General features: G+C 58.4%; 10 protein-coding genes and 1 other annotated feature. Of the genes, 5 read left to right on the top strand and 5 right to left on the bottom strand.

Going from position 1 to position 11,820, the window contains the following annotated elements; all coding sequences use genetic code 11:
- Window positions 1–119 precede the first annotated feature (119 nt).
- Window positions 120–388, top strand: a binding site (T-box leader).
- A 102-nt stretch (window positions 389–490) separates the two neighbouring features.
- Window positions 491–2,074, top strand: a complete 1,584-nt coding sequence (locus CDO73_RS23195; RefSeq protein ID WP_088490899.1) for a 2-isopropylmalate synthase — start codon at window positions 491–493, stop codon at window positions 2,072–2,074.
- Between the two features lie 216 nt (window positions 2,075–2,290).
- On the opposite strand, the gene glsA is transcribed toward CDO73_RS23195, so the two are convergent.
- On the bottom strand, window positions 2,291–3,238 hold the full coding sequence (gene glsA / locus CDO73_RS23190) for a glutaminase A (RefSeq protein ID WP_088490898.1): 948 nt from the start codon (window positions 3,236–3,238) through the stop codon (window positions 2,291–2,293).
- A 367-nt stretch (window positions 3,239–3,605) separates the two neighbouring features.
- On the opposite strand from glsA, the gene CDO73_RS23185 reads away from it, so the two are divergent.
- Window positions 3,606–4,667 (top strand): ABC transporter ATP-binding protein, encoded by a 1,062-nt coding sequence (locus tag CDO73_RS23185; protein ID WP_088490897.1) that lies wholly within the window; start codon window positions 3,606–3,608, stop codon window positions 4,665–4,667.
- Window positions 4,668–4,827: 160 nt separating this feature from the next.
- Here the strand turns inward: CDO73_RS23185 and CDO73_RS23180 are convergent, their stop codons facing one another.
- Window positions 4,828–6,159, bottom strand: a complete 1,332-nt coding sequence (locus CDO73_RS23180; protein WP_088490896.1) for an MFS transporter — start codon at window positions 6,157–6,159, stop codon at window positions 4,828–4,830.
- A 223-nt stretch (window positions 6,160–6,382) separates the two neighbouring features.
- Here CDO73_RS23180 and CDO73_RS23175 point away from each other — a divergent pair, with 223 nt between their 5' ends.
- The 3 genes from CDO73_RS23175 to CDO73_RS23165 all read left to right on the top strand — a co-directional run bounded on the left by CDO73_RS23175 (window position 6,383) and on the right by CDO73_RS23165 (window position 9,300).
- Window positions 6,383–7,270 carry a DUF1963 domain-containing protein gene (locus CDO73_RS23175; protein WP_088490895.1) on the top strand — a complete coding sequence of 296 codons (888 nt, stop codon included), beginning with the start codon at window positions 6,383–6,385 and terminating at the stop codon, window positions 7,268–7,270.
- A 64-nt stretch (window positions 7,271–7,334) separates the two neighbouring features.
- On the top strand, window positions 7,335–8,315 hold the full coding sequence (locus CDO73_RS23170; RefSeq protein ID WP_088490894.1) for a DUF4261 domain-containing protein: 981 nt from the start codon (window positions 7,335–7,337) through the stop codon (window positions 8,313–8,315).
- Between the two features lie 142 nt (window positions 8,316–8,457).
- Window positions 8,458–9,300 carry a DegV family protein gene (locus tag CDO73_RS23165; protein ID WP_088490893.1) on the top strand — a complete coding sequence of 281 codons (843 nt, stop codon included), beginning with the start codon at window positions 8,458–8,460 and terminating at the stop codon, window positions 9,298–9,300.
- 131 nt (window positions 9,301–9,431) lie between these two features.
- On the opposite strand, the gene CDO73_RS23160 is transcribed toward CDO73_RS23165, so the two are convergent.
- From CDO73_RS23160 to CDO73_RS23150, 3 genes are all read right to left on the bottom strand, one after another.
- The gene (locus tag CDO73_RS23160; protein ID WP_088490892.1) at window positions 9,432–10,793 is read right to left on the bottom strand and encodes a dipeptidase; all 1,362 of its coding nucleotides are present in this window, start codon (window positions 10,791–10,793) and stop codon (window positions 9,432–9,434) included.
- Window positions 10,794–10,930: 137 nt separating this feature from the next.
- The gene (locus tag CDO73_RS23155; RefSeq protein WP_088490891.1) at window positions 10,931–11,371 is read right to left on the bottom strand and encodes a hypothetical protein; all 441 of its coding nucleotides are present in this window, start codon (window positions 11,369–11,371) and stop codon (window positions 10,931–10,933) included.
- Between the two features lie 178 nt (window positions 11,372–11,549).
- Window positions 11,550–11,741 (bottom strand): hypothetical protein, encoded by a 192-nt coding sequence (locus CDO73_RS23150; protein WP_088490890.1) that lies wholly within the window; start codon window positions 11,739–11,741, stop codon window positions 11,550–11,552.
- Window positions 11,742–11,820 lie beyond the last annotated feature (79 nt).

Below are 11,820 nucleotides of genomic sequence, written 5' to 3'. Positions count from 1 at the left end.
ATATTTTCATTTTCGGCGGACGGACGGAATCAACGAGAGTGGTACCGCGACAGCCCAGCCTGTCGTCTCTTGATACAGGAGACGACAGGCTTTTTATGTCGTTTCGCGAATTTCATCCGACAGACGCGATGAACGGGAGCAGTAGGGAAAAAGCGATTTTCAGAGAGCCGCGGCAAGGTGCGACGCGGCATTCGCTTTTCCCGAACTCGCCCGGGAGCGTGGAAGCCGAACCCCGATATTTCCGCCTAAGCAGCAAGCGGAATCGGGCGTAAGCCGACCGGAATACCCGACCGTTATCCGGGTTCAAGCGGATCTTGGGTTCGGCGCGTCGGCGCCGTCAAGATCAACGAGAGTGGTACCGCGGCGGCCCAGGCCCGTCGTCTCTTGATTCAAGAGACGACGGGCCTTTTTTATATGTCAACGAGATCATTCAGACGGGTACAGATCACCTGAAGCCACACCAACCCACAGAAACCGGAGGCGATTTATCATGACAGAAACGACAGGCACGAGACGGATCAAGATCTTCGACACGACGCTGCGGGACGGCGAACAAGCGCCGGGAGCGTCGCTGGACGTCGAACAGAAAATCAAGTTGGCCCACCGGCTGGCCCGGCTGGGCGTGGACACGATCGAACCGGGCTTCCCGATCTCCAGTCCCGGCGATTTCCGTGCGGTGCAGCGAATCTCCCGCGAAGTCGAAGGCGTGGAAATCTGCGGTTTCGCCCGCGCGGTTCAAGAAGACATCGACGCGGCGGTTCGGGCGACCGAAGACGCGCAGCGCAGACGGCTGCATATGTTCTTGTCTTCGTCGAATATCCATCTGGATTTCCAACTGAAGAAATCGCGGGCGGAAGTCGTCGAGCTGGCGCGCCGAATGGTGTCTTACGCCAAACGGTTCGTGGACGAAGTCGAATTTTCCCCGATGGACGCCACTCGCACGGGCGACGAGTTCTTGTTCGAGGTGCTGGAAGCGGTGATCGAAGAAGGAGCGACGATCCTGAATATTCCGGATACGGTCGGCTTCGCGCTGCCGGAAGAATACGGAGCGATGTTCACCCGGGTCATGCGCGGGGTCAGAGGCAGCGACCGGGTCGAGTTCAGCGCGCACTGCCACAACGATCTGGGCATGGCCGTCGCCAACAGCTTGGCCGCGATCAAAGCCGGGGTTACCCATGTCGAAGTAACGGTCAACGGCATCGGCGAACGGGCGGGCAACTGCTCGCTGGAAGAACTGGCGATGGCGCTGGCGACAAGAGGCGAAAGTTTCGGCGCGGCGACGGGCATCCGGCCGGAAGAGATTTATGCGACTTCGCAGATGGTCAGCCGCATGATGGGCTCGCCGATCGCGTACAACAAGCCGATCGTCGGCCGCAACGCGTTCCAACACGAAGCGGGCATCCATCAGGACGGACTGCTGAAGAACCGCAACACGTACGAGATCATGGACCCCGAGCGTCTGGGCATCCCGCGCAGCATGATCGTGCTGGGCAAGCATTCGGGCCGTCACGCGCTGCGCCACCGGGTCGCCGAGTTCGGCGTGGAGCTGGACGCGCAGCAGTTGGAAGAGCTGTATGCGGCTTTCAAAGAAAAAGCCGATCGCCAGAAAACGGTGCACGATCACGAACTGCTGCAAATGGCGGGGCAGGCGGTGGACCGCGCGCTGGAACCGTACACGCTGAGCGAAGTGCAGATCGTGACCGGCAGCGGCACGCATCGCGTCGCCTCCTGCAAGATTCGCGACAACGACGCGGGAACCGAAGCGATGTATACCGGCGGAGGAGAAGGACCGGTCGAAGCGGCGGTCGCCGCGATTCGCAGCGCGGTTCCCGAACCGGTCGAATTCGCCGATCTGGAGCTGTATTCGGTCTCGTCGGGCGAGACTTCGGCCGGAGAAGCGACGGTTACCGTACGGTTAGGCGACGCGCTGCATCGCGGCACGGCGACGAACCGCGATATTCTGATGGCCGCGGCCGAAGCTTATATGGCCGCTTGCAACCGCGCGGTGCGCGAAGCGCGTTCCGCCGCGCCGGAATCGCGTCCGGCTGCCGGCGCCGAGGCAGGCGTTCGTTAAAAAGCGGCTGCCGGAAGCAGAATCGTTTCGTTCGCGCGAGACGTTGCTTCGTTTTTTGCTCGGGCGAGTCGAAGTTCGGTTCAAAACCGCTTTTCGCAAAAGAGGCGCGGTCAAAAGATCGCGAGCAGCAGAAAAAGGCTTCGGCATTCGCCGAAGCCTTTCGGGCTGTTTACGCGCCGATCGTCGGCCGCTTTTCGTTCTCCGCGCGCCGCCGATTCAGAACAAACTCCAATCCATCCGTTGAGACAACCGTTCGAGCAGATGCACGCCCGCGCTGCTGTTGCCTTTGGCGTTCAGCGCGGGACCGACCACGCCGATGCCCAGCGCGCCGGGCACGAACGTCAGGATGCCGCCGGACACGCCGCTTTTGGCGGGCAGGCCGGCTTTGATCGCGAATTCGCCGGAAGCGTTATACATGCCGCAGGTGATCATGAACGTCTTGGCGATCTGCACGTAGCGCCGCGGAATCAGCTTCTCGCTGCTGAGCGGATCGGTACCGTCGCCGGCGAGGACGAGCGCCATCCGTGCCAGATCCCGGCAGGTAGCCTCGATCGAGCAGTGGCGGAAATAGACGGAGAGCACGTCTTCCACGCTGTCGTTCAACACGCCGTTCTCCACCAGAAAATAACCGATGGAACGATTCAGATTGCCGGTCTCGAACTCCGAGCGGTAGACGGCTTCGTTGACTTCGAGCGGGCTGCCGCCCGACAGTTTGCGGAAAAACTCGAGGATGCGCGCGGATTTCTCTTCGGGCGTGCTGCCGCGAATAAGAGAAGATACGGTGATGGCTCCCGCGTTGATCAGCGGATTGAACGGAATGCCCGGCCGCACGAGTTCCAACTTGAGCATCGAATTGAAGTTGTCGCCGGTCGGTTCCATGCCGACCCGTTCGAATACGGCGTCTTCGCCGTTGTCCATCAGCGCCAAGATCAGCGTGAACACTTTGGAGATGCTCTGAAGCGTGAAGGCCATGCCGCAGTCGCCCGCCGAAGCGGAATCGCCGTGCTTGTCGAGCAGATGGATGCCGAGCGCTTCGCGGGGGGCTTTGGACAATTCCGGAATATAAGAAGCGACTTCGCCTGCCGCGGCTTCCTGCCTGCTGCGTTCCAGCCATTCGGGCAGGAATTCGCGGATCTCGTCTAAACGCGCATCTTCGATGATCATAAGAAAAGCCTCCTTTATTCGATAAGAATCCCTATGCTGCACGTTCTCTATATCGGCTGCGAATGTTCGGTTTCCGAGTCTAATCGTCCATATCTTACAAAGAGACGTTCGTCTTCTCGGAAACCGCTCGCGGCCGCGCGTTCGTCCTTGTCCGGCAGACACCTGACATCTGGTGTATGCTTGACTGCCAGACACCCGAGCAGTTACAATATTATATACGATTTCGTAAAACAATGTTCTCATGATTATATATGAACGTTCGGAAAAGCGATGTGCGCGCCGCTGCGGACAAAACGCGAGAACGCGATGCGAAAAGCGACAAACGGCCCGTTCCTCCGCGAACGGGCTTTAATAGGGAGTGTAGACAATGGAGAGACTTCTCGAAGTTAAAGATCTGGCAATTTCATTCAAGACGCGCGCCGGCGAAGTGCAGGCGATTCGCGGCGTTAACTTCCATCTGGACAAAGGCGAGACGCTGGCGATCGTAGGCGAATCGGGATCGGGCAAAAGCGTGACGTCGCAGGCGATCATGAAGCTGGTTCCGGAACCGCAAGGCCAGTACAAGCGCGGACAAATCTTGTTCGAAGGCGTCGATCTGGTCAAGAAGAACCAAAGCCAGATGCAGAAGATGCGCGGCAAAGAGATCGGCATGATCTTCCAGGACCCGATGACCTCGCTCAATCCGACGATGAAAGTCGGCAAGCAGATCACCGAAGTGCTGTTCACGCACGAGAAGATTTCCGCCGACGAAGCCCGCAAGCGCGGCTTGGAACTGCTGACGCTGGTCGGCATCCCGAACCCGGAGAAGCGTTTCAACCAATATCCGCACGAATTCTCCGGCGGCATGCGTCAGCGCGTCGTGATCGCGATGGCGCTGGCCGCCAACCCGAAACTGCTGATCGCCGACGAACCGACGACGGCGCTCGACGTAACGATTCAGGCGCAGATCCTCGAGCTGATGAAAGATCTGCAAGCGAAGATCGGCACGGCGATCATCTTCATCACCCACGACCTCGGCGTCGTGGCGAAGATGGCGGACCGCGTAGCGGTCATGTACGCCGGACAGATCGTCGAGATGGGTACGGCCGCCGAGATCTTCTATGATCCGCGTCACCCGTATACTTGGGGATTGCTCTCCTCGATGCCTGCGCTCGACAGCAACGGCGAAGAGAAGCTGACCGCGATTCCGGGTACGCCTCCGGATCTGCTGCACCCGCCTGTAGGCGACGCCTTCGCGCTGCGCAGCAACTATGCCATGAAGATCGACTTCGAGAAAGAACCTCCGATGTTCCAAGTGTCGGATACCCACTTCGTCAAATCTTGGCTGCTGCACCCGGACGCTCCGGCCGTTACGCCGCCGGATGCCGTGCTGCGCCGTCAGCGCAAGCTCGATAACACGTACGAAACGCCGGTTCTGGTCCAAGCCTAAGCGGCGGGACGATTCCGGATTTTTCGGACCGCGTCAATAAACGAAAAGGATGAACCCCATCTATGTGGGTTCATCCTTTTTGCATACTGCATGTTTTCGGGAATGTCGGCGGCGACCGGACTCCGCATAGGCCGCCGCCGACGATGGCGGCGAATGCGGATTATCCGGCAGCGGCCGTCCGTCTGCCCGAACCCGAATGGACTTCGCGGAACTTGAAATAATACAGCAGCGAAGCGGTGACGTAGAGCGCGCCGGTGATGCTGAACGTGATCGCGTATCCCCAGTAATTCCCGTAAGTCGTCACGAGATGCGCTTGGACCGGTCCCATGCTGGCCCAGCCCAACATGAAAGCGGTCTGCGTCAGCGAGTTGGCGATTCCGCGTTTGTTGTCGGGAATCCGGTCGACCATGATCGCGGATTGAATCGGATTCGCCGCGTTCATCAGCGCTTGACGGAACAGGAACGTCACGGAAGCGATCAGCGCGATATTCGTGAAGCCCGTGATCAGCAGGAACGGCAGCGAGAGCATCTGGAAGATGACGACGGCATGGACTTGTCCGACCCGTTTCGATAACGTGGGACCGATCAGCATGGAGACGATCGTCATGATCTGGCCGAGCGAGATGAGCACGCTCATCGTCGTCAGCGAGACGCCGAACCGGTTGGTGAAATACAGGTTCAGGTACGGAACGACGAGTCCGGAACCCAATCCGATCGGAAGCTGCGCCAGCACGAACCAGAAGATCAGTTTGGAACTGCTTTCCGGTTTCCGGGTTTCGGATCGGCCGCTGATGCTTTCGACAGCGGTTTCGCCGCTTCGGTCAGCGGCAGTCGAAGCTTGTCCGATCGCGGCCGGGGACGTCTTCGGCGGTTCCGATTGGCGCCGGGCTTCTCTGATGAACAGCATGGGCACGAAAGCGGCAAGCGTGGCGACTCCGCCCGCGAACAGGGTGAAGCGCAGGCTCGCGACTCTTTCGACGCCGTACTGCTGCAGCGTGTCGGCCAAGACGCCTCCGCCCATGCTGCCGATGACTTGAGCGGCGAGCATCAGGGACGAATAGACGCTGAATAACGCCAAGCGCTGCGATTTTTTTACGTTTTCGGCCAGAAACGGGATCGCGAGCACTTGGAAGAAAGCGGCGAATATGCCGGAGAAGACGGCGAGCGCCAGCAGCATCGGTTCGGCTTCGGCCAAAGCGCGCAGCGAGAAGACGATCCCGCTGAACAACGCGCCGACGACCAGCAGCATTTTGCGGCTGAGCCGGTCGCCGAACAGTCCGATCGGGATAAAGATGCAGGCCGTCGCCAGCGACTGGATGCTGACGACGCGTCCGTTCATCGCATCGTTATAGCCGATCCCTTGGATGTAGAGATTATACAGGACGGAGAACATGCCGCCGCCGATCTGATACAGCAGGTTGGCGGCGAAGAACAGTTTGACATTGCGAGGCCATTCGGCAATACCGGCCGTCAGGCGCCTGAACGCTTCCAAGTTGCGGACCTCCTTTTTTGCACATAGCTTATCTATTCTACCAGTTTGGCGAAAAGTCGCAAAGAAATGCGTCGATCCGAAGCCGCTTTGACGCTTGACCGCAAGAATGAGTATGGAGAGAAAAAGGGCAGCAAAGGACGGATTAGAAACGAAGAGGTTTTTTCGTTTATACTGGAACTGGGAGTAGGGACGATTTTCGCGACAGGAAGGACGGGATAGCAAGGTGAGCTTAAGCGAACATAACCGCAGCCGTTTGCTGCAAGCGATCGAACAACACGAATTCGGTCATGCTCGGGAATATTTGTTGAATTCGGCCAAACAAACGGTCTCGCTGGAGATCGCGGAACCGGAGAATTATCGGACTATCGGAAGTTCCAGAGTCGCCGGCGAACCGGATCTGCCGGAGAAAGCACCTTGGCCGTCGGATGCTCAAGGCGAACCGATGACGTTCGTGCTTCAATTGAAGCTGGACGAGCTGCAAGGGTTAGATCCCGAGAATCGGCTGCCCGAAAAAGGGAATTTGTTCTTTTTCGCCGGCTATTACGATAGCGAGATCGAGCATCGGGTGCTGTATGCTTCGCCCGAAGAGATGCGCACGGCTGCTCGACGCAGCGCGCCCGCTCCGACCGTGCACGAGAAAGACGACGGTCCGTTTCGCTCGTACGGCCTGAATGCACGGGCCTCGCTCGATCTGCCGGGATACGGTTATCTCGACGAAGAAGCGATCGAAAACGAAGAACGCGGTTGGGAAGAATACGAAGATCTGATCTTCGAACTGGAAGAAGAAAAAGCTTCGCCGATCGTGAAGATGTTCGGTTATGCGGAGGGCCAGCACGGAGATGACGAATACATGGCGGCATTGAAGCTGTTCGGCTGCGAATCGACGTATGATCCCAACGAGGCGATCGAACGGCTGACGCAGGCTTTCGGCGGAGACCGGGAACGGGCGGAGCGGGAAGTCTCGGACATGGTGATGTTGGCCGAGATCGATTCGGATCAATCCGTCGGTTTCTTATGGGGAGACGCCGGCGTGCTGCATTATTTTATCCGCGGAGAAGATCTGCTTCAAGGCAGCTTCGAGCGTACGTATTGTTCGTTCTATTCGAGCTGAAGGTTCTCAATCAAGCCGGCCGACGGAACAGCTTGAACGACCGCGGCCGCCGAGGAGGTACGACATGACGACAGAAGAACGTTACGAAGAAGAACGCGAAGACGAACGGCTTGAAAGCGAACTGGACCCGGATACCGAAGAAATGCTGGCGTCCGAACGGGATTACGGATTCGCGAGAGTCTATACGGTCGAACTGAAATACAAAGAGAAACCGAACTTCTCGCGCAAGCGGCTGTTCGAGAAAATGCAGCGTTATACGGGAACCGTCGATCAGCCGGACGAGCAGAAGCTGCGGGATAATCTGGTCGTGTGGGAGCCTTCGGAAGAAGCCGAGACGGATATGCTGCATTTCTTCCACTTGAATTATCCGGTCAAGTTCGCCGACGGCGAGATGCCTGCCCAGACGTCGATCATGCCTGCGCCGAACCGTCCGGCTTCCGAATACGAAACGGCGGTGCAGCAGGCTTGGCATTGGTCGAACGCGGGCGAGACGATCGCGCAGTGCCGGTATTCCGTGCGTCTGATCGATATGATGGCTTCCGGCCTCGCGCCGCAGGAACGCCTGCGTCTGATTACCGGAGCGCTGCGCGCGCTGTTGGAGACGGCTCCTTGCGATGCCGTGTATTTCCGGGAAAGCGACAAGCTGCTGGAACCGGGCGATTATCTGACGGCGATCGAAGCGGGCGGCCTGCTGTACGGAGCGATGAACGTGCGGTTCTTCAACGTGGAAGGCACCGGCAGCAAGCGGCACGAGATGCTGATGGATACGCTGGGACTCGCCGCGCTGGGAGTACCCGACGTGCAGTGCCATTATCATGATCTGGAACCGAACGACGTCGCGCAGCAGTTGACGAGTCTGGGCTATTATCTGTTCGATTCCGGAGACGTGATCAAGGACGGAGAGACGTTCGGTCCGACGGAAGACGTCCGTTGGCGGTGCGAACATCAATACGCGCTGGCGGAACCGCATCGGGTGGTGTTGGACGTCGATCCGGGGCAGCCTTATTACGCGGGCAGGCAGTCGGCGCCGACGGCGGACGAATAAGTAAAAAGTTACATAAATATTCACATTTGTGTAAGATCTGCTTACCCTGTATACTGAAAAAGACAGCTAAGACGCGCCCCTTCCGAAGCGATCGGCGCAGAGACAACACATGTCGGCTGATCGGCGTACAGGAGAGTGGGCAATGCGGAAAATTAAAATAGTGACGGATTCAACGGTCGATCTGAGCGATGCGGTATTGGCGGAACGCGGAGTCGAAATGGTGCCGCTTTCTTTTACCATCGACGGACAGACGTATACGGACCGGGTCGATATTACGCCGGCTTCGTTTATCCAGAAAATGATGCATGCGGCCGAGCTTCCCAAAAGCTCGCAGCCTGCGGCCGGCACGTTCGTGGAACTCTACGACCGGCTCGGCGCGGAAGGCTATGACGTCCTGTCGATCCATATGACCGGCGGCATGAGCGGAACGGTACGTTCGGCGGCGATGGCGGCGGACATGACGGAAACGAACGTCACGGTCGTCGATTCTCAATATATTTCGCGAGGTTTGGCTTTTCAGGTGCTTGAAGCGGCGCAGATGGCGAGCGACGGGAAAAGCATGGAAGAGATCCTCGCAAGGCTCGACGAAGTGCGCGAGGCGACCCGCTTGTACGTCGTCGTGGACACGCTGGAGAATCTGGTCAAAGGCGGACGCATCGGCCGAGGCAAAGCGCTGATCGGATCGCTCCTGCATATCAAACCGATCGGCACGCTCAAAGAAGGCGTCTATACGCCGGTCACCAACGTGCGCAGCCACGCTCAGGTGGTCAAGCATCTGGCGAAACAGTTCGCCGACGACGTCAAAGGCCGCACGATCAAAGGCGTGGGATTGGCTCATGCCGAAGGCTGCAAATTGGCCGAAAGCCTGCGCGACAAAATCGCCGAGCTGACCGGGTACTCGCAGATCGAGATCGATTACACGACGCCGATCATCAGCACGCATACGGGACCGGGCGCGATCGGCTTCACGTATTATTTCGAATAAGCCGGATTTTTTTCGGGGTAGAGAGCGGGATCGCGATCAAAGCGGTTCCTGCGCGAACGACGAAAAACGCCGGTTCAAAAAAAGCCTGTTTGCGGATTCCGCAAACAGGCTTTTCGGTATGAAATTCGAACTTATACGGTCTTCAAATATTGAACCAGCGTCAGCAGGCCTTTATCGAAGTTCTCCAAGTTGAAATGTTCGTTCGGGGCATGCAGGTTCTCGTCGGGAAGACCGAAGCCCATCAGCACGACCGGAGCTTGCAGCACGCGGGAGAACGCTTCGATGATCGGGATCGAGCCGCCGTCTTTGGTGAACAGGGCGCGAGTGCCGTATACGGCTTCGTAAGCGTCCGCCGCTTTTTGCAGGAACGGATGGGACGGGTCGATATTGAACGCGAACGCTTTCTCGCCCGGCACGATCGTCAGCTTGGCGCCGACCGGCGTATGAGCATGCAGATGGCGTTCGATCTTGTTCAGAATATCCTGCGGATCTTGATTCGCCACGAGGCGGCAGGTGATCTTGGCGTGCGCTTCTTTGGGAATGACGGTCTTGGTGCCTTCGCCTTGGAAACCGCCGTACAGACCGTTCAGCTCCAGCGTCGGACGCACGCCCGTGCGCTCCAAGAACGAAAATCCTTCTTCGCCGAACAGCGAGTCGAGACCCAGGTCGCCGCGCAGCTTCTCTTCGTCGTACTGCATTTTCTCGAGTTCGCCTCGCAGTTCGTCGGTCAGCGGCAGTACGTCGTCGTAGAACCCGTCCACGAGCACGCGGCCCGTCTTCTCGTCGTGCAGCGAGTTCAGCAGGCTGACGATCGCGTGCAGGGCGTTCGGAACGCCGCCGCCGAACGAGCCGGAGTGCAGGTCGGTGTTCGCCGTGTTCAGCGCCACTTCGAGCGAACAGAGTCCGCGCAGCCCCGTGCTGATCGCCGGTTTGCCGCGTTCGAGCAGCGAGGTATCGGAGATCAGGACCGCGTCGGCCGCCAACTTGTCTGCGTTCGCGTCCAAGAATTCCACCAAGTTCGGGCTGGATACTTCTTCTTCGCCTTCGATGCAGAGCTTGACGTTGACCGGCAGCTTGCCTTCCTGATCCAAGATGGCTTCGAGCGCTTTCACGTGCAGGAACACTTGGCCTTTGTCGTCCGTCGCGCCGCGCGCGTACAGTTTGCCGTCGCGCTCGGTCGGCTCGAACGGCGGCGTTTCCCACAGGTTCAGCGGATCGACCGGCTGTACGTCGTAATGGCCGTAGATCAGCAGCGTCGGCGCGCCTTCCGCATGGAGATGATCGGCCGTCAGGATCGGATGTCCCGCCGTCTCGTGCAGCGTCACGTTTTCGAGGCCCGCTGTTTCGAGCGCGTTCTTGAGCCATTCGGCGGCGCTTCGTACGTCGCCTTTGTTCGCGGACAGGGCGGAGATGCTCGGAATGGCCAGCCATTCCTTAAGCTCGCCGAGGTGCTTGTCGCGGTTCTGCTGGAAATAAGTCGTATAGTTGTTCATCGGGTTAAAAAGAAGCCTCCTTGTACAATCGTCTCGGGGCTTATTGTACTACAAAAAAACGCATGCCGGAAAGGCATGCGCGTTCGTCCTGTCAAAATGAGGTTCCGCCGTGGACGGACAGCCGCCTTGCGGGACGTTTATTCGTGCAGCGAGAAATTGATCGTGCCGACCATCGTGCCGCTGCGGGCGAAAGTCACTTCGTAAATGCCCGGTTCCCATTTCGCGTTGTCCAGATCGAGCCGAACCTGCTTCGTCGAAGCGTCTTCGTCGACTTCGGTCTTCTGGATCACTTGGCCGCTGCTCTCGGAGATGACCGACAGAATCGCCGTATGATCGAGCTTGACGCCGCTCTCCGGGTAACTGGCGATCACGTGGATCGGTTTGCTGCGGCTGAACGACGTGCCGTTATCGGTAACGCCGGTGCCGTCTTCGTTCAGCGTCTGGCCCATTTGCAGCCGGAACGGATTTTCGGCCGGAGCCGATCTTGCGTAGACCAGGAAAACGACCAATGCCGCGATCAATAAGGCGGCGACGATTCCGCCCGCGACGACAAGGGTTTGATTCTTTTTCGCATTCATCTATTTGTGCCTCCTCGGTATTCGGTTCCGTTATTCAGTATACGTCAAACGGCCGGCTTCAGGAAGCGCGGCGGCAAGCAGCGGTCAAGCGCCGGGCGAAAACGCGGCGCAAATAAGAAGGGAGCGCCCGAAGGCGCTCCCGCATATGGTCGGTCTTCCGTCGGAGTCGGCGAAGCGATTACCCGATCCGGCGGCGGCTTCTTCTGCGAAGCAGATATACTTGGTCATGCATGGCAAGGTGAAACCGAATACTGTTCATCAGTTCCGGATTGTCCTCCCGTTCGACTTCTCGGATGCGCTGCTCTTTGACGGGGTCCGGACTGAGTAGAAACTCGGTCATCCACAAAGAATAATTCGGTGTGCCTGTCATAACGGTCCCTCCTCGAAATTTGGGGTGAGGTTTGTTTGGAGCTTAATTCCATTATACGCCTCCCTCGCAAAAAAAGATG

This window comes from Saccharibacillus sp. O23, from assembly GCF_002205895.1.
GTDB lineage: Bacteria > Bacillota > Bacilli > Paenibacillales > Paenibacillaceae > Saccharibacillus.
Note: the sequence above shows the minus strand (reverse complement) of the source record. Positions and strands in the feature narration are given on the sequence as shown.